Genomic DNA, 23,525 nt, shown 5'->3' on the forward strand with positions numbered 1-23,525 from the left:
AATCACTTGAAGAAACAGGAAAAAAACTACGAATAAGTTTTGTTGTGAGATATAAAATTACGTATTTTTGCAGCCTGTTTTGAAATAACTATTTAAAGTTTTAGGAATGTCTAGAGTTTGTGAGCTTACAGGTAAGAAAGCGATGGTCGGAAATAATGTTTCCCACGCGATGAATAAGACGAAGCGTAAATTTAACGTGAATCTTATGAAAAAACGTTTTTACCTTCCAGCAGAAGATAAGTGGATCACGTTGAAAGTATCAACGTCTGCGTTAAAGAATATCAATAAGAAAGGAATCGATGCGGTTGTTAAAGAGGCACGCGCAAACGGGTTCTTAACTAAATAATCCCATAAAGAAACACCGAGATGGCAAAGAAAGGGAATAGAGTACAGGTAATCTTAGAGTGCACTGAGCACAAAGCGACTGGTCAACCAGGTACGTCAAGATATATCACGACTAAAAATAAAAAGAACACTCCTGATCGTATGGAGTTGAAGAAATTCAACAACGTATTGAAGAAGATGACTGTTCATAAAGAAATCAAATAAGTTATGGCAAAGAAATCAGTAGCATCTTTACAGACAGGATCAAAGCGTTTAACTAAAGCGATAAAAATGGTAAAGTCTCCAAAATCTGGAGCTTATACATTTGTGGAAGCAGTAATGGCTCCAGACCAAGTAAGCGATTTCTTAGCTAAGAAATAAGTTATACTATACAATATTTGAAAACCCGCTTCTTTATAGAAGCGGGTTTTTTGTTGTTCAAAATGTTTGATTAAGAAATACGCTTTGTTAATAATACGAGCTTGCTGTGGTTACCTAAGAGGCAAAGTATGGCTCTTTTTGTAGCATAAAAGCGTTATCTACGCGGTGAATGAATAGATTTACTTAATAAATAGTCTGTAAAAGCAAAAACCCTCTGTATAGAGGGTTCTGTGTTAACTTAAGATACTGTTGGACTATATTAAAGAAGCTTCCATTCTACGCGATCTCCTACCTCAATAACCCACTCTTCAGATAGGCCGCCATTAATTTTTAAAACTAATTGAGAAGGTACTTGTGATGGTAAGAATGTCTTATCATCCAAAGGTGTAGTGTTTTCAGAAAAACTTACAATCTCATTACTAGCATTGATGTGTATAAGGTCTAGAGGAAACCTAATATCTGTCATATAATATCCTCTTAACTCTTCTTGTGGGTATAGAAAAAGAACTCCTTGGTGCGACTTAAGTCTATCTCTATTCTTGAGATCTACTTCCTGCTCGTACGCTGTGTCTGCTACTTCTATATCTATAGTGCGTATTACTTGTCCAGAAGCTTTTATGAGTGTAAGCTCTCCCTCTTTATTAAAAGCTGGTTTTTCGATAGATATAATACTATCAGTATTTGTGTTTTCTTTACAACTCACTCCGGCAATTAGAAGTGAGAAAAGCGAAATATAAGCAGCGTTACGAAGCTTCATAAGATGTTTTTTTAGTAAATGATGTTATTACAAAGTATAGGCCTATTATTATAAAAGGTATACTCAATACCTGACCTGTGTTTAGATTAAAAATCCAATCTTCACGATTCTCTACCTGTTCACGTTTAAAGTTTTCTACTATAAAACGTACGCCCATTAGAAGTAATAAGAATAGGCCGAATAAGAACCCTGACTTCTTGCGAGCATCTGTCTTCCAATACAGAATAAATAAGATTAGGAATACAAATACATAGCCAAAAGCCTCCATGAGCTGTCCAGGATATCTAAAGGGAATGGTGCTTATAACGTCTGCAAATTGAGGGTCGCTTGTAAGTGCTTGGTACGCTTGTGCTGGATTTGGGATGTTAGTAAGCGATACCGCTCGGCGTTCAGAAATTTCGTCTTGAACAAATTGAATTCCTAAGTTGCTATCTGTAACTTTTCCTACCATTTCTGAGTTCAAAAAGTTACCTATACGCACAAACACAGCTCCAGACGCACAAGTAATCACTACGCGATCTAAGATCCATAAAACCGATTTATGCAATACCTTCTTATTGTACAGGTATAATCCAAAAATAGTAGCAATCGCTGCTCCGTGACTTGCAAGTCCTCTAAACCCAGTAAACTCAAATTCTGGAACAAACCTAAAAGGTAATAATACAGACAGCGGATCTTCCCAAAGTAATTCAGTTTGATAAAAGAATACGTGACCTAGTCGTGCTCCTAAAAGAATAGAGACTACGGCATAAATAAATAGACTGTCTAATTTTTCAATAGCAACTCCTTCACGGATGAACATCTTCTTCATCAGGTAAAAACCTAATGAGAATGCAACTACAAACATTAAACTATAAAAATGGATGGTAATAAAGCCTAGGTCAAGTCCTGATATTGGATTCCATGTAAATTTTAATGCAAGCATATATTGGGATTGTTAGCTACTCAGATCATTAGTTAGTGTTTCCACTGTAGATCGAGTGTGTTGTTTATTTTCAATAAGCAATTTAAAACCTTAATAGCAGATACTAAAAGTCTTTATGTATTATTTAATTCTTCTTTTTCGGGAACTGGGTCATATCCTTCACCGCCCCATGGGTGGCAAGAAAATATTCTTTTGATAGATAACCAGCCTCCAGTGATAAGTCCGTGTCTTTCTAGTGCCGTTTTTGTGTAACTTGAGCAAGTAGGGCTATAGCGACACGAGCTTGGCGTCCATGAAGAGATGAATTTTTGATAAAACCAGATGATTCCTAAAAATGGAGCAATGGTTATTTTCTTGATAGAAGCCATTAGTTTACCGAAAAGCTTGTGCCTTCTCGGCTATCCTTAAGCTGTATTCCTAGTTCAATAAGTTCGTCGCGTATTTTGTCACTTAAGGCAAAATCTTTGTTTTCTCTAGCTTCTTTGCGCAGCTTTATTAGTAGTTCAACGGTTCCATTGAGTTTTGAATCGTCCGCTTTCGCGAAAGCGTTATTATCCTCAAGTCCTAAAACGTCAAAAACAAAAGCTTCAAGAGTTTCTAGTAGAAGTTTTAAATCTTCGGCTGTGATTGTCGCCTTGCCATCTTTTATTAAATGGATTTGCTTGACAGCTTCAAAAAGTTGTGCGATGAGAATAGGTGTATTAAAATCATCATTCATGGCATTGTAGCAAGATTGCTTCCATGCTGTCACATCAAAGCTACTTTCCTTAGAAACCGTAAGGTTTTTTGCTACTTTGAGTGCTTCCATGAGTCTATGAAATCCTTTCTCACTAGCAAGTAAAGCGTCATTAGAAAAATCCATGATGCTACGATAGCTTGTTTGAAGTATAAAAAATCTCGCAACACTAGGAGCAAATCCTTTAGAAAGATGCTCGCTATCTCCAGAGAATATCTCCCCAGGATTAATACTGTTCCCGGTGCTTTTGGCCATTTTTTGTCCGTTGAGAGTGAGCATATTTGCGTGAAGCCAGTAGCGCACAGGTTCGGTACCTAGGGCTGCCTCATTTTGTGCAATCTCACATTCATGGTGAGGGAACTTTAAATCCATACCTCCACCGTGTATGTCAAACTGGTCTCCTAAGTATTTTGTGCTCATAGCAGTACATTCCAAGTGCCATCCTGGAAAGCCATCTCCCCAAGGACTAGGCCAGCGCATGATGTGCTGTGGTTCTGCTTTCTTCCAGAGTGCAAAGTCTTGAGGGTTCTCTTTTTCATCTTGCGCGTTAAGAGCTCTAGTATTTGCAATCATATCTTCTAGCTTGCGGCCAGAAAGTTTACCGTACTCATGGTCTTTATTAAACTTTACAACATCAAAATATACAGAGCCATTTTTTTCATAAGCATAACCATTATCTATGATTTTCTTAATGATTTCCATTTGCTCGATAATATGACCTGTAGCTGTAGGTTCAATACTAGGAGGTAAGAAGTTGAATTTATTGAGAATATCATGAAAGTCTAGTGTGTATTTCTGCACAACTTCCATAGGTTCGATTTTTTCTAATCTCGCCTTTTTTGCAATCTTATCTTCTCCTTGATCTGCATCATCTGTAAGGTGACCAGCATCTGTGATGTTACGCACATATCGCACTTTATATCCAAGGTGCTTGAGATATCTAAAAATCATATCAAAACTCATAAAAGTACGTACGTTACCTAAGTGTACGTTGCTATATACGGTAGGTCCACAAACGTACATGCCTACATATCCTTCAAGAAGGGGTTTAAAAAGTTCCTTTTTTCCCGAAAGGGAATTGTAAACTGTAAGTTCTTGATCTTGGTATAATGGCATTTTATGTGCTATTTATGTGTGTGTGACGAAGGTAAATATCTTAATTGTAAAACTCAAAAAGCGGTAACTAAAAAGAAACCGCTTTTTTATAAGTATTGATAAGCAAGTTGTAGCTTCTTAAAAATCTGTATCTAGCTTGATGTAATCTAAAAACTCTCTGCGTGTAGCAGCATCTTTAAATTTACCGCCAAACTCGCTAGTAACCGTACTACTTTCGATGTCTCTTATTCCTCTACTATTTACGCAAAGGTGTTTTGCATCTATAACGCAGGCTACATCTTCTGTTCCCATTGCGCGTTGTAATTCTTGCACAATCTGCATAGTAAGGCGCTCTTGTACTTGAGGACGCTTTGCATAATAATCTACAATGCGATTCATTTTACTAAGACCTACAACAGTTCCGTTAGAAATGTAAGCCACGTGTGCACGACCTACAATAGGTAGTAAGTGATGCTCACAGGTAGAGTACACTGTAATATTTTTTTCTACAAGCATCTCTCCATACTTGTAGTTATTATCAAAAACGGAAACCTTAGGTTTATTATCTGGATGTAAACCTGAGAAGATCTCGTTTACAAACATTTTTGCCACACGCTTAGGAGTGCCTTTAAGGCTATCATCAGTCATATCAAGACCTAGTGTTTGCATAATATGTGCAACATCTTCTTGAATGCTCGCCATTTTATCTGCGTTACTCATCTCAAAAGCATCATCACGCAATGGTGTAATAGCACTTGTAGCAACGTGATTATCGCCTATTTCTTCATTGAGAAGACTAGCGTCGTCTACTTGTATTCCTCTATCTAAATCTGTTTTCATAGTAATCTGCAATCCTTTTAATGGAATTTATTACGCTTTCGCGAAAGCATAATAAGCACCTTTTTAATCTTTGTCGTAATGATTTTTTAAGGCTTGCAAAGGTACATAATAAACTACATTATTTTATGCGGTTTAATGTGCTAAGTACTTGGTCACGGTAGCTACGGCTGATAGGAATTGCTTTATTATTAATATTAATATGCTCGTTTGTAAAACTTTCAATACTACTTATTGCAACCACATATGATCTGTGGGTTCTCAAAAATAGGGTAGCGGGTAGTTTTGCTAGAGTGGCAAGTAGTGTTTCTCTAGTGACGATAACGTCATTTGTGGTGTGTATCTTCAAGTAATCACCTATGCTCTCTATGTATAGTATATGGTCGAAATCTACTTTTATCATTTTACGGTCAGAACGAAAAAAGGTAAAGGTCTCTTGATTGGTCCTTTCAATTTTTGGACTTGCTTCCTTATAAAATTTCTGTAGAGCTTTCATTAATCGCTCAAGAGATATAGGTTTGAGTAGGTAATCTACCGCTTGTAAATCAAAGCCTTCTACGGCATATTCTCGATAAGCAGTAGTGAAAATAATTTTTGTAGTTCCTTGGATTGCCTTGGCAAACATAAGTCCGGTAACCTCTGGCATATTTATATCTAGAAAGACGAGATTAACATCATGCTTACTTAGAGCGCTGAAGCCTTCGGTTGCATTTTTGCAAACAGCAACTACATTTACTTGAGTTATTTTAGCAAGATGATTTTCTAAAATCTCACGAGCCATGGGCTCGTCATCTATAATAATTGCTTGATAAGTTTCCATTAGTTTATGTTGATAATTAGCTCAAGGTAATACCATCCTTTTGAAGTGTGGGTGTTAAGAGCATAAGCGTTTGGATATAAGGTTTCTAACCTTTTAATACTATTTTGCATTCCTAGTCCGTGATTTTCCTTTGGAGAGGAATCTTCTTTGATTGTATTTTTTATAGAAAAATGTAGCTGTATGTCACTGACTTCAAGAGATATTTCAATGTGTAATATACTGTCATGCGGACTGCCATGTTTAAACGCATTTTCAATAAACGCAATAAATAACATTGGCGGGACTTGTATATCGCTATCTATCTTTTTTGAGAATGAAACTTTTAATGTGTCTCTAAAGCGCACTTGTTCAAGTCCTATGTAAGATGATATGTAGAGCACCTCCTCAGAGATTGCGACAGTTTTTTTCTCAATTTGATTAAGAGTATAGTCGAGCAGATTAGACAATTTTAAAATTAAGTCAGGAGTATCTTTAGACTCCGTTAGTGCAGCTCCATAAATGGTGTTGAGTGTGTTAAATAGAAAATGAGGATGAATTTGCTCTTTTAAGTAATAAAGTTCTTTCTCTTTAAGGGTGAGTTGGCCTTCTAGAAGTTTCTTTTCTAAAACTGTATTGCGATTAATCGCCTTGTAGTTGTATCGCAGTACTTGTACAAGTGATACTAGTCCAGCAATTATATAAACAAGTATAAATACAAATAGAAAATTACGGGTGAGTAATGGCATTTGCTTCATATCATAATTAGATAAAAATATGAAGTTGATAAAAGTGATAATGATAATAAGAAATAGCGAACCAACTATGGTGTAGAGTAAGTAGGTGCTAAACAGTAGATATCGCTTTTCAAGCAAGAATCTTGGAATTAAATAGTAAGCAATAATATAAGTGACGGTAATCGTTATTGGCAAAAGACTCGTTGCAAAGTATAATACAAATTCTTCATTTGCTGCTGCATAGCTAAAAAAGTAAATGTAAAATAGCCATACGATTATCCACAGTATAATATGTAATGGTATAAGCGCAAGATTTTTAAGCTTGAATTCATGCATTTTCCAAAGATGAGAAAAATATAAGAACGATTTGATTTTTTGAGGTGAACGACGAGATTCATCATGGGAATAACATTTTCACCAAGCTAGTAACCACTTAAAAGGCTTATTAAGTTATAATGTGTGTTATAATGGAAGTTGGTCGAGTATATTAATGAGCGTTGTAATTCATTTATATGTTTGCCTCGTAAACGTTTACGAATAACTTGCCCAGCATGTTATGTTCAATCATTTAATATCAAATAGTATTTTTAACCATTAACACTACAAATTATGTCACAATTAATTGACCGCATGAATGAAGGAGGGCCATTATTTATGTACCCTATTCTAATAGTAATTCTTGCTATACTTGCCTTGCTTGTAATTTCTCTCATGGGAAAAAGAGCTAAGAGAGCAACTTCAGAAATTATAGGTCACCTTAGTTTATTTGCAATGATGTGGGGCTTTCTAGGTTCTACCTTGGGCTTAATTACAGCTTTTGATGCCATAGAAGGAAGCGGTAATATATCGCAACCCATGATGGCAGGCGGACTTAAAGTAGCATTGCTTTGTACGCTATTTGGTCTCTTTACCTTTGTGATTGGTAGGTTGTCTATGTTGGTGCTTACTGTAAAAGCACAACAAGAAGAGCGAACTAAAGTATAATTTAGAAAGTACCTGATATCCCGGCACGACCTAGACCTACATTAAAATTCCAAGTGATTTTATTCTTCTTAGTTCCGTCGGGATAGACGTTACTTTTGTTCATATAGTTATCTATAGAATCTACAATAACGATACTTAATGCTGCACTAAGTGCAACATCTGTAAGCCAGTGCGCTCCTCCCCAAAGTCTTTGCAGAGGTGCAATAGATCCTAAGGCGTACACGCCCACTTTTACCCACGTGTTATCAAATTGCTTTGCAATTGCATGCGCCATCGTAACGGATAATATAGTGTGCCCAGAAGGGAATGATCTAAAACCTGGCATACCACTATAAGGGTTAAATGCAAATTTACCTTCGCCGTTCTTAGGTCTACTTCTACCTACTGAGGCTTTGAGAAGAGTTTGTAAAAGCCCAGCCGTCACTGCAGATGATGTCATTAAAGCTCCTGCTCTGCGTACCTTTTGATTCTTAGTAAATAACCCAAATAAATAAGTTCCAGCCGTCAGTCCATAGATCACCTGCGGACTACCGCCTCGTTCTCCAGCCTCGTCTAGTACTCCTGGTAAGTCATCACTTCTTTTTGTGAAAAAACTGTTCACATCATCATCTACAAAATAGAGTAATGCGGTTCCTCCAGCAATCGTACCAGCTACAATCCAGTCATCTTTTTTCCATCGTAGTGGTCCCGTATATGCGTGACCTATACCTTTAAGCATTACTTTAGTGTCATACACTGCAAGTTTTAAAATACTCAAGGTGTCTTGAGTTTGAGAAGGAATAGGGGTTTGTGCTTTGCAAAAAATAGAAAGGAAACAAACGAGTATGATGGTAAAGGTCGTTTTCAAGAGGATGATAATTTAGTGTGTGAGATTGACTAGAAAACTCACGCTATGGTTGGTTTAATGGTAAACTAGGTAAATAGTTTTTTCTTGCGTAGCTCAAAGTTTTGACCTAAATATACTTTACGTACCATCTCATCTGCTGCAAGTTCTTCTGGTTCTCCATGTTTAAGGATACTTCCTTCAAACATTAAGTAAGTACGATCTGTAATGGCAAGTGTTTCTTGGACATTATGATCGGTAATAAGTATTCCTATATTTTTATCTTTAAGCTGTGCTACGATGCGCTGTATATCTTCTACTGCAACAGGATCCACACCTGCAAAAGGCTCATCCAGTAATATAAAAGAGGGAGAGGTCGCTAGTGCTCTTGCAATTTCTGTACGGCGTCGTTCACCTCCAGAAAGTAAATCACCACGACTTTTACGTATATGCCCTAAGCTAAATTCTTCTATGAGTTCCTCCATTTTATGAAGTTGCTCTTTCTTTGAAAGCTTTGTGAGTTGTAGTACACTTAATATATTATCCTCGATGCTTAGTTTTCTAAAAACAGAAGCCTCTTGCGCGAGGTAACCTATCCCATTCTGGGCGCGTTTGTACATCGGGTACTTTGTGATATCCTGCTGCTCCAGGTAGATATTTCCACCATTAGGCTTTACAAGACCTACTATCATATAGAAGGAAGTAGTTTTTCCAGCTCCGTTAGGGCCTAGTAATCCTACTATTTCTCCTTGATTTACCTCTACAGAAATTCCTTTAACCACCTGTCGGCCTTTATAGGATTTCATTAAATTTTCAGCGCGTAGTTTCATAATAGGTAAATATACAAATTGTTTAATCCTCTGTTCTAGTCTTATTATAACGTGTAAAAGTAAAAGCCATTATAAGACCAAAAAATAAACCTTGAAATAAATTACCAAACCAGCTTATCTCTTGTTTACTAAAATATTCAAAAGCATTGAGTACAAGACTGTGTGTAATGAAGACGGTTACAAAATTTTTTTTTAAAAATCTCATCATTACACACAGCTTACATTATTTACCTGCTTTTCTCTCGTCTAGTGCTTCCCAAAATTCATAAGCACGGCGCAGGTGAGGTATTACAATAGTACCACCCACTAGGGTTCCTATGCCTAATGTTTCCATTACTTCTTCTTTTGTCACGCCTTCATCGTGACAGCTTTCCAAGTGATATTTTATACAATCATCACATCTTAAAACGGTAGAGGCTACAAGACCTAAAAGCTCTTTAGTCTTTTTATTTAATGCGCCTTCAGAAAAGGCATTGGTATCTAGGTTAAAAATACGCTTGACGATTTTATTATTATCGGCAAGGATTTTATCGTTCATTGTAGAACGGTAACTATTAAAGTCGTCTATTATATTGCTCATAATTGCGGGGAGTAGTGGTTATTACGCTTTCGCGAAAGCGTTAAAAATGAATATTAGTTAAGTGATGTTATGCAAGTCCTTCCTTCTTGAGTCGGCGTTTTTCTCTTCTGATAACACCTCTAGAAATAAAAATACTTACTTCATATAATATAATGATAGGTACGGCAACGATTACTTGCGTTGAAATATCTGGAGGCGTTATAATTGCCGCCAAAATTAATACAATAACTAATGCATACTTGCGATTCTTTTTAAGGAATTCTGGGGTGACAAGCCCTATTTTAGTAAGGAAGTACATAATGATAGGTAGTTCAAATATTAATCCAGATGCTAGCACTGAAGCCCTTACAAGACCTATAAATGAGTCGATATCAAATTCATTTTGAACTGCATCAGATATCTTAAAAGTTGCTAGGAAATTAATAGATAGTGGTGCTACCACAAAGTATCCAAATGCTGCTCCTAGAAAGAATAGAAAAGAGGCAACTACAATAAAGCCTTTACTAGATTTACGCTCATTTTCATAGAGTCCTGGAGATATAAATTTCCAAAATTCATACAATATATATGGAAAACCTATTACAACTCCTGCCATGATAGAAGTCCATATAGCTGCGCTAAACTGACCAGCTACTTTTCTACTCTGGATGATAAAGTCCATATCGCCATCTGCAATACATCCTTTTTCTGCTCCAAAAAATTGAGAGATTTTACAGAGTATGTCATAAGAAACGAAGTCTGGATTTTGAGGTCCAAAAACAATTTCAAAAAGCGTTCCTTTAAATATAAAAGCAACTGTAGCTATGATAACTACAGCAAGCGTAGCTCTTATTAAGTGCCATCTTAATTCTTCCAAGTGATCAAGGAAGGACATCTCATCTGGATGTTTTTTTACTTTCTTTGCCATTATGCGATTCCTTCTTTTATAAGATCGTGTATGTGCACCACGCCAGCATAGTTTCCGTCTTTTTCAACTAGTAACTGGGTGATGTTATGTGCTTCTAAAATTTCTTTTGCATCAATCGCCATGGCATCATGACGTACTGTTTTTGGTGTAGCACTCATGATTGCAGCAGCGGTAAGACCGTCAAGTGAATCATTTTTTGAGAGCATGCGACGCAAGTCGCCATCTGTTATAATTCCTTGGATAACTCCGTTGAGCACAACGGCGGTTACACCAAGCATTTTATTAGTAATCTCAATGATTACCTCCTTGATACTTGCATCTGGAGTTACTTGTGGATTTTCGTGAGTCGAGCAAATATCATTAACGGTAAGGTATAGTCTCTTGCCTAGTGCACCACCAGGGTGGTATCGTGCAAAGTCACTTTCTGTAAATCCTCTCAAATCTAGCAAGGCAACTGCTACAGCATCACCTAGCACTAGCTGTACAGTTGTGCTTGTAGTAGGTGCGAGGTTGTTAGGGCATGCTTCCTCTTCTGTGTTGGCATGTAAAATATAGTCTGCTTCTTTACCTAAAAAAGAATCTCTATTTGCAGTAATTGCAATCAGCGTGTTCTCCGTCTTTTTAATAAGAGGCACTAGAACCTTGATTTCTGGAGTGTTTCCGCTTTTTGAGATGCAGATAACGATGTCGTCTATTAATATGCTTCCTAAATCTCCATGAATAGCATCTGCTGCATGCATAAATAAAGCAGGAGTTCCTGTGCTATTTAAGGTTGCAACGATTTTTTGAGCAATAATTGCGCTCTTGCCTATGCCAGTAATGACCACTCTGCCCTTAGATTTATAGATGGCTTGTACTGCTTGTGCAAATTCTTCGTCTATTAATGAACTGAGATTTGCAATCGCAGTTTGCTCAATATGAATGGTTTTCTGTGCGCTAGCAATGATTTGCTGGAAGTTGTTCAAAACTGGGTTTTGTTATGATTTGTTTAACGTGCGGAAATTACTATCTTTAGAAAACACAAAGGTATGTAAAAATGTATTTGAATACATATGGGGACAAGGCAAATAGACTTACACGAAGAACTTAAAAGATATTTTGGCTTTAGTCAGTTCAAGGGTCTGCAGGAAGAAGTTATAAGAAGCATCGTAGGTGGTAATCACAGTTTTGTGATTATGCCCACAGGAGGTGGAAAATCATTATGTTATCAGTTACCTGCACTTATTGCAGAGGGAACTGCTATTGTGGTATCACCACTTATAGCATTAATGAAAAACCAAGTAGATGCACTTAGAGGTATATCTCAAGAAGAGGGCATAGCTCATGTACTTAATAGCTCGCTTACTAAAGGAGAGATAAAAAAAGTAAAAGAAGATATTACTAATGGAGTAACAAAACTCTTATACGTGGCTCCCGAGTCACTTACTAAAGAAGAAAACGTCGAGTTTTTAAGAGGAGTTACTGTTTCTTTTTTAGCTATAGATGAAGCACACTGTATCTCAGAGTGGGGACATGATTTTAGACCAGAATACCGTAACCTACGTAAGATTATAGGTAGGATAGGTGATAATATCCCAATTATAGCGGTTACCGCTACTGCTACTCCAAAAGTGCAAGAGGATATTCTTAAAAACTTAGGGATTACAGATGCAAACACTTTTAAGGCGTCATTTAATAGACCTAATCTATATTACGAGGTGCGACCTAAAACGGCACAAGTAGATGCAGATATTATTCGTTTTGTGAAGCAAAATGAAGGTAAGAGTGGTATTATATATTGCCTCGCACGTAAGCGTGTAGAGGAGTTAGCACAAACATTGCAAGTAAACGGACTTAAAGCGGTGCCATATCATGCAGGACTCGATGCAAAAACACGAGTGAGGCATCAAGATATGTTCTTGATGGAAGATGTGGATGTGGTGGTTGCTACCATAGCTTTTGGGATGGGAATTGATAAGCCAGATGTAAGATTTGTTATACATCATGACATTCCTAAAAGTATAGAGAGCTACTATCAAGAAACTGGTAGAGCGGGAAGAGATGGAGGAGAAGGACATTGTCTTGCTTTTTATGCATATAAGGACATAGAGAAGCTTGAGAAATTCATGAGTGGCAAGCCCGTTGCCGAACAGGAAATAGGTCATGCCTTACTTCAAGAAGTAGTAGCTTTTGCAGAGACGAGTATGTCTAGACGTAAATTTATACTTCACTATTTTGGAGAGGAGTTTGATAACGCCACTGGAGAAGGAGGGATGCTTGATGATAACATGCGTAATCCTAAAAAGCAACACGAGGCAAAAGAGGAACTTGTAAAAGTGTTATCTGTAATACGAGATACTAACGAGATCTATAAAAGTAAAGAGATTGTTCTTACGTTAAGAGGAAAGGAAAATGCTATTATCAGTTCGCATAAAACTCATGAGCAGCCATTTTTCGGTATAGGTCATGATCAGAAAAAAGAATACTGGTTTGCCCTTATACGTCAGGCTCTAGTTGCAGGATATATAAAGAAGGACATTGAGACTTATGGCGTTGTAAAAATGACACCACAAGGTCTAGATTATATAGAGAACCCTGTCTCATTTATGATGACAGATGATCATGTATTTGATGCAAATACTGATAATGCAATAGTATCTGCTCAAAAAGCAGGAGCTGGAGCCGATAAGAAGCTCCTAGAAATGCTTAAAGACTTGCGTAAAAAAGTAGCAAAGAAACTTGATGTGCCACCATTTGTGGTTTTTCAAGATCCTTCACTAGAAGATATGTCTATTAAATACCCTGTAAGTGTTGAAGAGCTGGGTAACGTACATGGAGTAGGTGATGGTAAGGCAAAGAAATACGGAAAAGAATTTGTAGCGCTTATTGATAGATATGTTTCTGATAATGAAATTTTAAGACCAGATGATCTTGTTGTAAAAAGTACAGGAGCGAATAGTGGATTAAAATTATACATTATCCAAAACGTAGATCGCAAATTACCACTGGATGACCTCGCCTCTGCAAAAGGTAAGGATATGGCAGACTTCATTAAAGAGATGGAGGCGATCGTTTTTAGCGGTACGCGTCTTAATATAGATTACTGGATTAACGATATACTTGACGAGGATCAGCAAGAGGAATTGCATGATTATTTTATGGAGGCAGAGACAGATAAAATCGAAGTTGCCATGGAAGAATTTGATGGGGACTATGAAGATGAGGAGCTGCGTTTGTATAGAATTAAATTCATGAGCGAGGTGGCAAATTAAATTGTAATTATATGAGATGTATTTGGTTTTAAGTACGCTTTCGCGAAAGCGTGATTAATTAAAAATCATTCCTAAGACTATTTCCGATTCGTTTATTATAGCATGGTACATCTAGCATTTATTACCTTCACAATATGTTGAAACTAGTATACGATATACGGCATTATTTTGAGAAACATGGGTTTTATGTTTCCTCTAGACTCGCAGACCGCCTAGGAATGCGAGCAAAAAATGTCAGACTTTTTTTTATATATGTGTCATTTGCAACCCTAGGGGTAGGCTTTGCATTATATCTTACAGTGGCGTTTTGGCTTAAGTTAAAAGATCTTATTTATACAAAGCGTACTTCTGTTTTTGACTTATGAATTTGTTTTCCTTTTTTAAGAATAAAATTTATCTAGCTATAGTGCTCCTAGTAACGACCTTGCTTTTAGGAGTTTTTGGCTATCGTTTTATAGCAGACTACAATTGGGTAGATGCTGTATATATGACGGTAATTACAATAACTACCGTGGGTTTTGGAGAAGTGATACCACTCACACCCGAAGCAAAAATTTTTACAGTAATACTTATTTTATTAAGTGTTGTGATTGTGGGTTATGCTTTGACAGTAATCTCGGAGTATATAATAAGTAAGAGTTCTTATAAAGATTTAATACATAAAAAGGTGCAGCAAGAAATCGATAAAATGACAGATCACATCATTGTTTGTGGTTATGGACGTAATGGACAAGAGGCGGTGCAAAAGCTCATGGCTTATAACAAGCAATTTGTGGTCATTGAGATGGATTTGGACGTTATAGAGCGCTATGAAATGGATAAGAATATTCATTTTGTGTATGGTAACGCAAATGAAGATGAGATACTAGAGAAAGCTGGAATCACAAAGGCCTCGGCACTATTGTGTGCACTTCCTGAAGATGCAGACAACCTTTTTATAGTATTGAGTGCACGCCAACTTAATAGTAAGCTCAAGATTATAAGTCGCGCCACTGCCGAGACTTCACAAAAGAAACTCAAGCTTGCTGGAGCAGATAATGTGATAATGCCTGATAAAATAGGTGGTGATCACATGGCGTCACTTGTCGTAGTTCCTGATCTTATCGAATTTTTAGACAATTTATCTGTAGTAGGAGAGGAGGATAGTATTAATGTAGAGGAAATAAGCTTTGATCAAATTTGTGCAGACGGAAAAGAAGCAAGTATTAAGGAAATTGATTTGCGTTATAAGACTGGCTGTACGATTATAGGTTACAGATCACCATCTGGTAAGTATATTGTTAACCCAGAAGCAGATATGAGACTAGAGAGAGGGTCAAAATTAATAGTGATAGGGCGGCCTGAACAAATCAAAAGACTACACGAGACCTTTGGTATTTAAATATTGTTAAGGATTTTAAGATAGTTTCCTTTGAATAAGGGGCATTTTTTTGGATATTGCTAGCTGAATTTACAATAACTTAATATATCTATACTAATGAAGAAATACCTTTTATTCATTCTTTCTGTTTTTATTCCGCTTCTTTCATTTGCACAAGAAACTCAAGAAGTAGGAATTGACCAGAAAATTGACCAAGCATTTCAACCAATTTCAGATTTCTTTTCGGCAATTGTATTTTTTGAAGTTGCAGGAACACCTTTTGTTCTTATTTTATTAGTGGCGAGTGCCGCTTTTTTTACGATTTATTTTGGATTTCCAAACATCCGTTTCTTCTGGAGAGCAATCCAAACTGTACGTGGTAAATATGAAGATATTGAAAAGCATGGAGCTGCAGAGCTTTATGGTGAAGATGGTATTGCACAAGGGCAAGATTTATCTAATGTTGATATAGAAGAGCATATAGAAAATCTTGATGTAGATGATAATCTAGCTATTGATGGAGACATCGTAGACACAATTAGAGATGAAAGTTCTGCAGGAGAAGTTTCTCACTTTCAAGCACTAGCTACTGCAGTTTCTGGAACTGTAGGTAATGGTAATATTGCTGGTGTTGCACTTGCTATCGCATTAGGTGGTCCGGGAGCTACATTCTGGATGATAGTTTGTGGTCTTTTAGGAATGTCTACAAAATTTGTAGAGTGTACCTTAGGTGTTCAGTACAGAGATGTAGGTGAAGACGGGACTGTTTATGGAGGTCCTATGTATTATTTAACTAAAGGTTTAAAAGCAAAAGGATTTGCAACTTTAGGAAAGATTGCAGCTGTAGTATTTGCTGTTTTCTGTATTGGTGGTTCTTTTGGTGGTGGTAACGCAGCTCAATCTAATCAAGCAACGATCGTTCTTAAAGAAATGTTTAACATGACCGGTGCAGCCTCAGGATTTATTGTAGGTATTGTACTAGCAATAATTGTTGGTATTATTATCATAGGTGGTATTAAGCGTATCGCCCAGGTAACCGAGAAAGTAGTGCCATTTATGGCAATCATGTACGTTGTTGCATGTCTATACATTATACTAAGTAATTTTAGTCTTATTGATGATGCTGTAGCACTTATCGTAAAAGAAGCATTTAACCCTACAGCTATAGGAGTAGGAGGATTTATAGGAGTATTATTAGTTGGTTTCAAAAGAGCAGCATTTTCAAATGAAGCTGGAGCAGGATCTGCATCTATTGCACACTCTGCAGTACGTACTAAATACTCTGCAAGTGAAGGTCTAGTGGCATTACTAGAGCCATTTATCGACACAGTACTTATCTGTACGATGACAGCACTTGTGATTATTATTTTCAACTTTGGAGGAGCTTTCCAATACGGAGGTGATGGACTAGGAGCTGTAATGATAGGTGGAGAATCTTTTGAAGGGGCTGGTATTACTGCCAAGGCTTTTGCAGAATATATTCCTTATTCTGATGTATTCTTAACGATCGCAGTGGTACTCTTTGCAGTATCAACGATGATCTCATGGTCTTATTACGGACTACAATCTTGGAAATTCCTTTTCGGGCGTGGTAAGGTTGCAGATTTAGTGTACAAACTATTATTCTTAACTTTTGTAGTTGTAGGAGCATCTGCAAGTATGAACTCAATATGGGCATTCTCTGATGCAATGATTTTTGCAATGGTTTTCCCTAACATGGTAGGATTATTCTTCCTATTCCCTGTTGTTAAAAAGCAATTAACTAGATACCTTAACGCTATAAAGCTTAAGGAGCAGGCTATAGAGTAATAGTAAATAGTATGAAAAGTTTAAAATCCCATTTCATTTACGATAGGCGTAAAAGAAATGGGATTTTCTTTTTTATAGCAATAATCATTGCGTGTACTGCTGTGGTCATTTTTTATTCCCCAGAAGCCGATGTGCAAATATCTCAAGAAGAAGATCTAGAGGTTTTGGCGTTTCAGAAGGAGATAGACTCTCTTAAGTTGGTAGAGATTGAGAAACGTAAGCCTAAGATTTTTCCTTTCAACCCTACACTACTTACAGACTTCAACGGTTACAAACTTGGTATGACCACAGAGGAGATAGATAGAGTGTTACGCTTTCGCGAAAGCGGGAAATGGTTTGATTCCACCGCTCAGTTTCAAAAAGTGTCAGGCGTCTCAGATTCCCTGCTTACAGTGATGGAACCTTATTTTAAATGGCCGAAATGGATTGAAGAGCAAAAGAAATCTCCTAAAAAGAAATCTAGTTTTAAAAAGAAATGGAAAACTGCCGAAGAAAAAGGTGATCTCAATAGTGTCTCTTATGAAATGTTGATAGCTATTGATGGTGTAGATGAAGATATAGCGACCAGAATACTTAGACATCGTGATAAAACTGGAGGATATCTAGTAGATTTTCAGCTTTACAGTGTGTTTGGGGTTGATAAAAATGTGAAACGTGCAATTCTTAACGAATACACGGTAAAAGAAAAGCCAGTAGTTGCATTAGTAAATGTGAATACGGCAACCGCATCAGATTTATCTACCGTTCCTTTACTTAATTTTGATCTTGCCAAAGAGATAGTAGATTATCGAATTCTCAGAGAAGGTATCAAATCGATAGAAGAATTGAAAAATTTGGAGGGTATGACAGACTTTAAATATGATATAATAAGTTTATATTTACATATTGATTGAAATTGCTATAAATAACCATCACATTCTTAGTAATTATTCTAATTTTAGAGAATTACTTATTAGAATGAAATTCCCAATTATAAGAGTTGTAAAAGGCTTACAATTGGATTGAAAAAGAATTTTAAATATGACAAACATGTATTTTACGGAGGAGCATAATCTCTTTCGCGAAAGCTTAAGAGACTTTCTTAAGAAAGAAGTAGTGCCGCACATTGATAAGTGGGAGGAAACAGGACAGATAGAACGTTTTATCTGGAAGAAATTTGGTGACATGGGATTCTTTGGGATTAGTTATCCTGAGGCATATGGAGGAATGAATCTTGACTTCTTCTATACTGTTATCTTATTAGAGGAGCTACAGCGTATTAATAGTGGTGGATTTGCTGCTGCTATATGGGCACATGCTTATCTTGCAATGACACACCTTAATGTAGAGGGTGATGAAAGAATAAAATCTGAATATCTTACAGCGAGTATTGCAGGAGATAAAATAGGTTGTTTATGTATCACAGAACCTTTTGGTGGAAGTGATGTTGCAGGAATGAGAACTACGGCTGTTAAGGATGGTGATCATTATGTAATAAATGGTTCTAAGACCTTTATCACAAATGGCGTGTATTCAGATTATTTAATCGTTGCTGCTAAGACGGCTCCTGAGCTAGGAGGTAAAGGGATGAGCATTTTCCTATTAGATAGGGATATGCCTGGTATAAGCGCTACAAAGCTTGATAAGCTAGGGTGGAGAGCATCAGATACAGGAGAGATTGCATTTGACAATGTGAAAGTGCCAGTAGCAAATCTTATGGGTGAAGAGAATGCAGGGTTTGGGTACATCATGCAGCATTTTGCTTCAGAGCGTCTTATTATGGGTATAAATGCTCATGCGAGAGCAGAGTATGCTATTGAGTATGCGCTAGATTACATGAAAGAGAGAATGGCGTTTGGTGTTACTATTGATAAATTTCAAGCATTACGACACAAACTTGCAGAGCGCCAGGCAGAGGTAGAGATGTCAAAAGCTTTTAATTATACAGTTGCATATCGCCTTAATAAGGGAGAGTATGTTGTAAAAGAAGCGACGATGTCAAAACTCACTGCAACAAAAATTGCAGACGAAGTGATTTATGACTGTTTACAGATGCTAGGTGGTTATGGCTATATGGAAGAGTATCCGCTTGCACGTATGTTGCGTGACAGTAGGCTAGGACCTATAGGTGGTGGTACCTCAGAAATACTGCGTGAAATCATTGCAAAAATGGTTATCGATAAGAAGACTTACAAAGCAAAGTCAGAAGAAATTTCAAAAAATTAAAGGATAGGGTTGCGGGGTTACTTTTAAAACGTATATTTGCAGCCTGAAAACCGAATAAGAACTTAAAGAAAGGAGGTCCCACTATGTTAATTATACCAGTAAAAGACGGAGAAAATATAGATAGAGCGCTTAAACGTTTTAAGCGTAAATTTGATCGCACAAAAACTATGCGTAATCTTAGAGAGCGCAAGCAGTTTACAAAGCCTTCTGTAGTAAGAAGACGTGAGATTCAAAAAGCATCGTACATCCAAGGGATGAGGGATGCAGAGAATATCTAGCATTTATTAATCCGTTGTCATGCGAAGCATGATCTGGATTAACAGGGAGATTAAACCTCTCTCAATCATATAAAACCGTTGTGTTGTAAAGTTTATCTTTGCAGTGCAACGGTTTTTTATTTTAGACATTTGTTGCAAAGAGTGTTTGTAGTAATTCTAATAATCTATCTTATTTATGTCATTGACCTCTTTTCTTGATTATCTCAGTCTTGAGAAAAATTACAGCAAGCATACGGTTGTGGCTTATGAGAAAGATGTGGTTGAATTTTTGGCTTTCGCCAAAATAATTTTTGATGAAAATAATTTAGCAGACATTCATTACGCGCAAATCCGATCTTGGATTGTAAGTCTTGTAGATAACGACGTTTCTAACCGAACGGTCAATAGGAAGATATCTTCGTTAAAGGCTTACTATAAATTCTTACTTAAAATAGGTGAGATAGAAGCTTCGCCACTTGCGAAGCATAAATCACTAAAAACTCCGAAACGACTACAAATTCCATTTTCTGAAGTAGAGGTGGGAGCTGTCTTTGATAGGCTAAAAGAAGCTGATGATTTTGCAACGCTGAGAGACTTATTCATAGTGGAGCTTCTGTATGCAACTGGAATGAGACGTACTGAGCTAGTGGATCTGACTGTGGGGAGTATTGATGTGGTTCAAAAAACCATAAAAATTATAGGTAAACGTAATAAGGAGCGCATCGTTCCTTTGCTTTCTAGTGTGGTTGTTACCTATGATAGGTATATAGCTGTTAGGTCTTCTGTAGCTAGTAGTGGTGAAGATGCTCTCTTGGTGACTAATAAAGGTGCTAAAATTTATAGCACCCTTGTATACAGGATAATTAATCGTTACTTTAGTGAGACGTCAGATAAGTTAAAAACGAGTCCGCATATATTGAGACACTCGTTTGCAACGCATTTACTTAATCAGGGTGCAGATTTGAATATTGTAAAAGAGTTTTTGGGTCACGCAAGTCTTGCATCTACGCAAGTTTATACGCATAATAGTGTCCAGGCGCTCAAAGATGTTTATTCTAAAGCGCATCCTCGCAATAAAAAGTAATTATCTGAGTAATTAAAGGAAGCACCTATTGTAAGGTGTTTGAGTTTTGAACTAAAAATATATAATCTTATGAAAGTAACTGTAGAAGCGCCAAAATTTGATGCAGATGTAAAGCTCATTGAATTCATTGAAAAAAAAGTAGGAAAGCTTGAGCATTTTTATGATAAGATAATTCACGCAGATGTGTTCTTGAAATTAGAGCCTAATGTGAAGCCGGATAATAAAATTGTGGAGCTATTAATCAGTGTTCCAGGGGATGAGTTTATCGTAAAGAAAATGGCAAAGTCTTTTGAGGAGGCTACAGACACGTGTGTACAGTCTATGGAGAGGATGCTTTTAAAGAGGAAGGATAAAATTAGATCTTAATTTTTTTGATTTTTTTTCAAAAAAAAATTGGATAAGTATAAAAATTAGTTATCTTCGCAGTCCGTTAGAAATAGCGGACTTTTTTATGCCTCTTTAGAGAGGTCTATGTAAGTAAAAAGCCGATGTAGCTCAGCTGGCTAGAGCAGCTGATTTGTAATCAGCAGGTCGTGGGTTCGAGTCCCTCCATCGGCTCTTTTTTAACTGAAATAAAAAGGTTAAAAAGTTCTTTAAAATATTGTTTTATTATTCAAAATTAATACGTAGTTTTGCGCACTGAATTTTGATAATACAATGGGGAGATACTCAAGCGGCCAACGAGGACTGACTGTAACTCAGTTGTTTTTAACTTCGCAGGTTCGAATCCTGCTCTCCCCACACCTTTAATTTCATTATCACTTTTGTTAGTGAGATTATAAACGCGGGAGTAGCTCAGTTGGTAGAGCGTCAGCCTTCCAAGCTGAATGTCGCCAGTTCGAACCTGGTCTCCCGCTCTAAATGCCTTTGAGGTGTTGAGCTTTCGCGAAAGCGTAAAAAAAAATCCGCCGACGTAGCTCAGGGGTAGAGCGTTTCCTTGGTAAGGAAGAGGCCACGGGTTCAATTCCCGTCGTTGGCTCAAAAAGAAATAATAACAATGAGTGCTGGTCGCACTCACTTTTCGTGTTTAAATGAGAAGGTATTCGATCAATAGTAAACTAGTACACTAATAATAACTAAGATTAAATAATTACATTATGGCAAAGGAAACATACGATCGTTCGAAACCCCATTTAAATGTTGGAACTATCGGACACGTAGATCACGGTAAAACAACTTTAACAGCTGCGATTACAAAAGTATTGGCAGATGCGGGTTATTCAGAAGCTTCTGCTTTTGATCAAATTGATAATGCTCCTGAGGAAAAAGAAAGAGGTATAACAATAAACTCTTCACACGTTGAGTATGCTACGGAAAACCGTCACTACGCACACGTTGATTGTCCAGGTCACGCCGATTATGTAAAGAATATGGTAACTGGTGCTGCTCAAATGGACGGTGCTATACTTGTTGTTGCTGCTACAGATGGTCCAATGCCACAAACACGTGAGCACATCCTTCTTGGTCGTCAGGTAGGTATTCCTCGTATCGTTGTATTCATGAATAAAGTGGATATGGTTGATGATGAAGAATTACTTGAGCTTGTAGAGATGGAGATCAGAGATCTTCTTTCTTTCTACGAGTATGATGGAGATAACGGTCCTGTAATTGCTGGTTCTGCTCTTGGAGCGTTAAACGGTGAGCAAAAATGGGTTGATACAGTATTAGAGCTTATGGCTGCTGTTGATGCTTGGATCGAAGAGCCACTACGTGAGACTGAAAAGCCTTTCCTTATGCCAATAGAAGATGTATTCTCTATTACAGGTCGTGGAACTGTTGCTACAGGTCGTATCGAAACTGGTATTGCAAACACGGGAGATCCTGTTGAGATTATTGGTATGGGTGCAGAGAAACTTACATCTACTATTACTGGTATTGAAATGTTCCGTCAGATCCTTGATAGAGGTGAGGCTGGAGATAACGCTGGTATCCTTTTAAGAGGTATTGAGAAATCAATGATTTCTAGAGGAATGGTAATTGTTAAGCCAGGATCAGTAACACCACACGCTAAGTTTAAAGCTGAGGTTTATATCCTTAAGAAAGAAGAAGGTGGACGTCACACTCCATTCCACAATAACTACCGTCCACAGTTTTATGTGCGTACAACTGATGTAACTGGTAACATCATGCTTCCTGATGGAGTTGAGATGGTTATGCCTGGAGATAACTTAACTATTACTGTTGAGCTTATCCAGCCTATCGCACTTAGCTTAGGTCTTCGTTTTGCTGTCCGTGAAGGTGGTAGAACTGTAGGAGCTGGTCAGGTAACTGAGATATTAGATTAATTCTAGTCTATAGATAAAAAGTAAAGGTGTCTTGTTTTTGCAAGACGCCTTGACTTTTGTTAAGAGGGGTTCTGTTTAGCTTTCGCGAAAGTGTTGCTTGTTGAAATCCTAAGTTTATGAATAATAACGATAATTTCTTTTGAAATTTGAGATTCAAAACTTAAAGTATACGGGATTAGCTCAGTTGGTAGAGCACTGGTCTCCAAAACCAGGTGTCGTGAGTTCGAGTCTCTCATCCCGTGCAACTTAAATTAGCTTTAAGATTAATTTTTAGAGCTAATTTATATTTTGAAAACATTAGAACATCCTAGCGCTTGTTAGATGTTTGTTTAGAAAGAAATAACTATTATGGCTGGATTAATTAATTACGTTCAAGAATCATATAATGAGCTTAGAAACCACGTAACGTGGACGCCGCTTCCAGAAGCGCAACGTCTAATGGTAGTGGTTGCTGTGTTTTCTATAATTTTTTCATTGGCTATTTGGGGTGTTGATACCGTTTTTAGTAATGTGATTAAGTTATATTTTGATAAAGTAGTTGGAACAAATTAATTCAAGCAAG

The 23,525-nt window shown here is 37.1% G+C and carries 28 protein-coding genes and 5 tRNA genes; 20 read left to right on the forward strand and 13 right to left on the reverse strand.

Features of this window, described 5'->3' with window-relative positions; genetic code table 11:
- Positions 1 to 106 precede the first annotated feature (106 nt).
- Genes rpmB through SJY37_RS08880 form a run of 3 tightly spaced genes read left to right on the forward strand, consistent with a single transcriptional unit; the run spans position 107 to position 705 of the window.
- Positions 107 to 346 carry a 50S ribosomal protein L28 gene (gene rpmB / locus SJY37_RS08870; RefSeq protein WP_013749891.1) on the forward strand — a complete coding sequence of 80 codons (240 nt, stop codon included), beginning with the start codon at positions 107 to 109 and terminating at the stop codon, positions 344 to 346.
- A gap of 20 nt (positions 347 to 366) precedes the next feature.
- A complete protein-coding gene (gene rpmG / locus SJY37_RS08875) occupies positions 367 to 549 on the forward strand; it encodes a 50S ribosomal protein L33 (protein ID WP_013749890.1) in 183 nt (60 codons plus the stop codon).
- A 3-nt stretch (positions 550 to 552) separates the two neighbouring features.
- On the forward strand, positions 553 to 705 hold the full coding sequence (locus SJY37_RS08880) for a DUF4295 domain-containing protein (protein ID WP_013749889.1): 153 nt from the start codon (positions 553 to 555) through the stop codon (positions 703 to 705).
- Positions 706 to 964: 259 nt separating this feature from the next.
- Here SJY37_RS08880 and SJY37_RS08885 read toward each other — a convergent pair whose 3' ends face one another.
- The 7 genes from SJY37_RS08885 to SJY37_RS08915 all read right to left on the reverse strand — a co-directional run bounded on the left by SJY37_RS08885 (position 965) and on the right by SJY37_RS08915 (position 6,924).
- Positions 965 to 1,462, reverse strand: a complete 498-nt coding sequence (locus tag SJY37_RS08885) for a DUF192 domain-containing protein (protein WP_108878154.1) — start codon at positions 1,460 to 1,462, stop codon at positions 965 to 967.
- Positions 1,449 to 2,387, reverse strand: a complete 939-nt coding sequence (gene lgt, locus SJY37_RS08890) for a prolipoprotein diacylglyceryl transferase (RefSeq protein WP_298326380.1) — start codon at positions 2,385 to 2,387, stop codon at positions 1,449 to 1,451. The genes SJY37_RS08885 and lgt overlap by 14 nt, the downstream gene beginning before the upstream one ends.
- A 113-nt stretch (positions 2,388 to 2,500) precedes the next feature.
- A complete protein-coding gene (yidD, locus tag SJY37_RS08895; protein WP_298326377.1) occupies positions 2,501 to 2,755 on the reverse strand; it encodes a membrane protein insertion efficiency factor YidD in 255 nt (84 codons plus the stop codon).
- Entirely contained in the window at positions 2,755 to 4,239 is a 1,485-nt protein-coding gene (cysS, locus tag SJY37_RS08900) for a cysteine--tRNA ligase (RefSeq protein WP_298326374.1), read from the reverse strand. The genes yidD and cysS overlap by 1 nt, the downstream gene beginning before the upstream one ends.
- Positions 4,240 to 4,356: 117 nt before the next feature.
- Entirely contained in the window at positions 4,357 to 5,058 is a 702-nt protein-coding gene (gene folE, locus SJY37_RS08905; RefSeq protein ID WP_298326372.1) for a GTP cyclohydrolase I FolE, read from the reverse strand.
- Positions 5,059 to 5,176: 118 nt separating this feature from the next.
- Complete coding sequence (locus SJY37_RS08910; protein ID WP_298326369.1) at positions 5,177 to 5,875, reverse strand: LytTR family DNA-binding domain-containing protein; 699 nt, start codon at positions 5,873 to 5,875, stop codon at positions 5,177 to 5,179.
- Positions 5,875 to 6,924 carry a sensor histidine kinase gene (locus SJY37_RS08915; protein WP_298326366.1) on the reverse strand — a complete coding sequence of 350 codons (1,050 nt, stop codon included), beginning with the start codon at positions 6,922 to 6,924 and terminating at the stop codon, positions 5,875 to 5,877. Before SJY37_RS08915 ends, SJY37_RS08910 begins: the two co-directional genes overlap by 1 nt.
- A 273-nt stretch (positions 6,925 to 7,197) precedes the next feature.
- Here SJY37_RS08915 and SJY37_RS08920 point away from each other — a divergent pair, with 273 nt between their 5' ends.
- Positions 7,198 to 7,572 (forward strand): MotA/TolQ/ExbB proton channel family protein, encoded by a 375-nt coding sequence (locus tag SJY37_RS08920; protein WP_298326363.1) that lies wholly within the window; start codon positions 7,198 to 7,200, stop codon positions 7,570 to 7,572.
- A 1-nt stretch (position 7,573) separates the two neighbouring features.
- Here the strand turns inward: SJY37_RS08920 and SJY37_RS08925 are convergent, their stop codons facing one another.
- From SJY37_RS08925 to SJY37_RS08950, 6 genes are all read right to left on the reverse strand, one after another.
- The gene (locus tag SJY37_RS08925) at positions 7,574 to 8,419 is read right to left on the reverse strand and encodes a phosphatase PAP2 family protein (protein ID WP_298326357.1); all 846 of its coding nucleotides are present in this window, start codon (positions 8,417 to 8,419) and stop codon (positions 7,574 to 7,576) included.
- 65 nt (positions 8,420 to 8,484) lie between these two features.
- The gene (lptB, locus tag SJY37_RS08930; protein WP_035334263.1) at positions 8,485 to 9,225 is read right to left on the reverse strand and encodes an LPS export ABC transporter ATP-binding protein; all 741 of its coding nucleotides are present in this window, start codon (positions 9,223 to 9,225) and stop codon (positions 8,485 to 8,487) included.
- Positions 9,226 to 9,247: 22 nt separating this feature from the next.
- Positions 9,248 to 9,433: a hypothetical protein gene (locus tag SJY37_RS08935; RefSeq protein ID WP_298326350.1), complete on the reverse strand. Its 186-nt coding sequence runs from the start codon at positions 9,431 to 9,433 to the stop codon at positions 9,248 to 9,250.
- Positions 9,434 to 9,448: 15 nt separating this feature from the next.
- Entirely contained in the window at positions 9,449 to 9,805 is a 357-nt protein-coding gene (locus SJY37_RS08940) for a carboxymuconolactone decarboxylase family protein (protein WP_298326347.1), read from the reverse strand.
- A gap of 67 nt (positions 9,806 to 9,872) precedes the next feature.
- A complete protein-coding gene (gene tatC / locus SJY37_RS08945; protein WP_298326344.1) occupies positions 9,873 to 10,712 on the reverse strand; it encodes a twin-arginine translocase subunit TatC in 840 nt (279 codons plus the stop codon).
- On the reverse strand, positions 10,712 to 11,677 hold the full coding sequence (locus tag SJY37_RS08950) for an SIS domain-containing protein (protein WP_298326341.1): 966 nt from the start codon (positions 11,675 to 11,677) through the stop codon (positions 10,712 to 10,714). The genes tatC and SJY37_RS08950 overlap by 1 nt, the downstream gene beginning before the upstream one ends.
- Positions 11,678 to 11,764: 87 nt before the next feature.
- Between SJY37_RS08950 and SJY37_RS08955 the strand changes: the two genes are divergently transcribed.
- From SJY37_RS08955 to secE, 16 genes are all read left to right on the forward strand, one after another.
- Entirely contained in the window at positions 11,765 to 13,963 is a 2,199-nt protein-coding gene (locus SJY37_RS08955) for an ATP-dependent DNA helicase RecQ (RefSeq protein WP_298326337.1), read from the forward strand.
- 134 nt (positions 13,964 to 14,097) lie between these two features.
- On the forward strand, positions 14,098 to 14,328 hold the full coding sequence (locus SJY37_RS08960) for a PspC family transcriptional regulator (protein ID WP_108878167.1): 231 nt from the start codon (positions 14,098 to 14,100) through the stop codon (positions 14,326 to 14,328).
- Entirely contained in the window at positions 14,325 to 15,344 is a 1,020-nt protein-coding gene (locus tag SJY37_RS08965; RefSeq protein WP_298326329.1) for a TrkA family potassium uptake protein, read from the forward strand. Before SJY37_RS08960 ends, SJY37_RS08965 begins: the two co-directional genes overlap by 4 nt.
- A gap of 96 nt (positions 15,345 to 15,440) precedes the next feature.
- Complete coding sequence (locus SJY37_RS08970; protein WP_298326326.1) at positions 15,441 to 17,132, forward strand: sodium:alanine symporter family protein; 1,692 nt, start codon at positions 15,441 to 15,443, stop codon at positions 17,130 to 17,132.
- A gap of 11 nt (positions 17,133 to 17,143) precedes the next feature.
- On the forward strand, positions 17,144 to 18,025 hold the full coding sequence (locus SJY37_RS08975; protein ID WP_298326324.1) for a helix-hairpin-helix domain-containing protein: 882 nt from the start codon (positions 17,144 to 17,146) through the stop codon (positions 18,023 to 18,025).
- Between the two features lie 127 nt (positions 18,026 to 18,152).
- Positions 18,153 to 19,337 carry an acyl-CoA dehydrogenase family protein gene (locus tag SJY37_RS08980; protein WP_298326321.1) on the forward strand — a complete coding sequence of 395 codons (1,185 nt, stop codon included), beginning with the start codon at positions 18,153 to 18,155 and terminating at the stop codon, positions 19,335 to 19,337.
- Between the two features lie 83 nt (positions 19,338 to 19,420).
- Positions 19,421 to 19,615: a 30S ribosomal protein S21 gene (gene rpsU, locus SJY37_RS08985; protein ID WP_013749868.1), complete on the forward strand. Its 195-nt coding sequence runs from the start codon at positions 19,421 to 19,423 to the stop codon at positions 19,613 to 19,615.
- A gap of 175 nt (positions 19,616 to 19,790) precedes the next feature.
- On the forward strand, positions 19,791 to 20,678 hold the full coding sequence (locus tag SJY37_RS08990) for a tyrosine-type recombinase/integrase (RefSeq protein WP_298326316.1): 888 nt from the start codon (positions 19,791 to 19,793) through the stop codon (positions 20,676 to 20,678).
- A 69-nt stretch (positions 20,679 to 20,747) separates the two neighbouring features.
- Positions 20,748 to 21,044 (forward strand): HPF/RaiA family ribosome-associated protein, encoded by a 297-nt coding sequence (locus SJY37_RS08995; RefSeq protein WP_108878173.1) that lies wholly within the window; start codon positions 20,748 to 20,750, stop codon positions 21,042 to 21,044.
- 118 nt (positions 21,045 to 21,162) lie between these two features.
- A tRNA-Thr gene (locus SJY37_RS09000) sits at positions 21,163 to 21,236 on the forward strand.
- A gap of 101 nt (positions 21,237 to 21,337) precedes the next feature.
- A tRNA-Tyr gene (locus tag SJY37_RS09005) sits at positions 21,338 to 21,419 on the forward strand.
- A gap of 43 nt (positions 21,420 to 21,462) precedes the next feature.
- A tRNA-Gly gene (locus tag SJY37_RS09010) sits at positions 21,463 to 21,535 on the forward strand.
- 50 nt (positions 21,536 to 21,585) lie between these two features.
- Positions 21,586 to 21,657, forward strand: a tRNA-Thr gene (locus SJY37_RS09015).
- Positions 21,658 to 21,775: 118 nt separating this feature from the next.
- On the forward strand, positions 21,776 to 22,963 hold the full coding sequence (tuf, locus tag SJY37_RS09020; RefSeq protein WP_108878174.1) for an elongation factor Tu: 1,188 nt from the start codon (positions 21,776 to 21,778) through the stop codon (positions 22,961 to 22,963).
- A 169-nt stretch (positions 22,964 to 23,132) separates the two neighbouring features.
- Positions 23,133 to 23,205, forward strand: a tRNA-Trp gene (locus tag SJY37_RS09025).
- A 106-nt stretch (positions 23,206 to 23,311) separates the two neighbouring features.
- Positions 23,312 to 23,515 carry a preprotein translocase subunit SecE gene (secE, locus tag SJY37_RS09030; protein WP_013749864.1) on the forward strand — a complete coding sequence of 68 codons (204 nt, stop codon included), beginning with the start codon at positions 23,312 to 23,314 and terminating at the stop codon, positions 23,513 to 23,515.
- The last annotated feature ends 10 nt before the right edge of the window (positions 23,516 to 23,525 follow it).

It is taken from the genome of Dokdonia sp. R78006, assembly GCF_042466145.1.
In the GTDB taxonomy this organism is placed as follows: Bacteria; Bacteroidota; Bacteroidia; order Flavobacteriales; family Flavobacteriaceae; genus Dokdonia.

Bases quoted from the DNA above. Each gene is read 5' to 3' on its own strand.
- rpmB (WP_013749891.1), top strand. From the start codon at position 107: ATGTCTAGAGTTTGTGAGCTTACAGGTAAGAAAGCGATGGTCGGAAAT.
- rpmG (WP_013749890.1), top strand. From the start codon at position 367: ATGGCAAAGAAAGGGAATAGAGTACAGGTAATCTTAGAGTGCACTGAG.
- SJY37_RS08880 (WP_013749889.1), top strand. From the start codon at position 553: ATGGCAAAGAAATCAGTAGCATCTTTACAGACAGGATCAAAGCGTTTA.
- SJY37_RS08885 (WP_108878154.1), bottom strand. From the start codon at position 1,462: ATGAAGCTTCGTAACGCTGCTTATATTTCGCTTTTCTCACTTCTAATT.
- lgt (WP_298326380.1), bottom strand. From the start codon at position 2,387: ATGCTTGCATTAAAATTTACATGGAATCCAATATCAGGACTTGACCTA.
- yidD (WP_298326377.1), bottom strand. From the start codon at position 2,755: ATGGCTTCTATCAAGAAAATAACCATTGCTCCATTTTTAGGAATCATC.
- cysS (WP_298326374.1), bottom strand. From the start codon at position 4,239: ATGCCATTATACCAAGATCAAGAACTTACAGTTTACAATTCCCTTTCG.
- folE (WP_298326372.1), bottom strand. From the start codon at position 5,058: ATGAAAACAGATTTAGATAGAGGAATACAAGTAGACGACGCTAGTCTT.
- SJY37_RS08910 (WP_298326369.1), bottom strand. From the start codon at position 5,875: ATGGAAACTTATCAAGCAATTATTATAGATGACGAGCCCATGGCTCGT.
- SJY37_RS08915 (WP_298326366.1), bottom strand. From the start codon at position 6,924: ATGCATGAATTCAAGCTTAAAAATCTTGCGCTTATACCATTACATATT.
- SJY37_RS08920 (WP_298326363.1), top strand. From the start codon at position 7,198: ATGTCACAATTAATTGACCGCATGAATGAAGGAGGGCCATTATTTATG.
- lptB (WP_035334263.1), bottom strand. From the start codon at position 9,225: ATGAAACTACGCGCTGAAAATTTAATGAAATCCTATAAAGGCCGACAG.
- SJY37_RS08935 (WP_298326350.1), bottom strand. From the start codon at position 9,433: ATGATGAGATTTTTAAAAAAAAATTTTGTAACCGTCTTCATTACACAC.
- SJY37_RS08940 (WP_298326347.1), bottom strand. From the start codon at position 9,805: ATGAGCAATATAATAGACGACTTTAATAGTTACCGTTCTACAATGAAC.
- tatC (WP_298326344.1), bottom strand. From the start codon at position 10,712: ATGGCAAAGAAAGTAAAAAAACATCCAGATGAGATGTCCTTCCTTGAT.
- SJY37_RS08955 (WP_298326337.1), top strand. From the start codon at position 11,765: ATGGGGACAAGGCAAATAGACTTACACGAAGAACTTAAAAGATATTTT.
- SJY37_RS08960 (WP_108878167.1), top strand. From the start codon at position 14,098: ATGTTGAAACTAGTATACGATATACGGCATTATTTTGAGAAACATGGG.
- SJY37_RS08965 (WP_298326329.1), top strand. From the start codon at position 14,325: ATGAATTTGTTTTCCTTTTTTAAGAATAAAATTTATCTAGCTATAGTG.
- SJY37_RS08970 (WP_298326326.1), top strand. From the start codon at position 15,441: ATGAAGAAATACCTTTTATTCATTCTTTCTGTTTTTATTCCGCTTCTT.
- SJY37_RS08975 (WP_298326324.1), top strand. From the start codon at position 17,144: ATGAAAAGTTTAAAATCCCATTTCATTTACGATAGGCGTAAAAGAAAT.
- SJY37_RS08980 (WP_298326321.1), top strand. From the start codon at position 18,153: ATGACAAACATGTATTTTACGGAGGAGCATAATCTCTTTCGCGAAAGC.
- rpsU (WP_013749868.1), top strand. From the start codon at position 19,421: ATGTTAATTATACCAGTAAAAGACGGAGAAAATATAGATAGAGCGCTT.
- SJY37_RS08990 (WP_298326316.1), top strand. From the start codon at position 19,791: ATGTCATTGACCTCTTTTCTTGATTATCTCAGTCTTGAGAAAAATTAC.
- SJY37_RS08995 (WP_108878173.1), top strand. From the start codon at position 20,748: ATGAAAGTAACTGTAGAAGCGCCAAAATTTGATGCAGATGTAAAGCTC.
- tuf (WP_108878174.1), top strand. From the start codon at position 21,776: ATGGCAAAGGAAACATACGATCGTTCGAAACCCCATTTAAATGTTGGA.
- secE (WP_013749864.1), top strand. From the start codon at position 23,312: ATGGCTGGATTAATTAATTACGTTCAAGAATCATATAATGAGCTTAGA.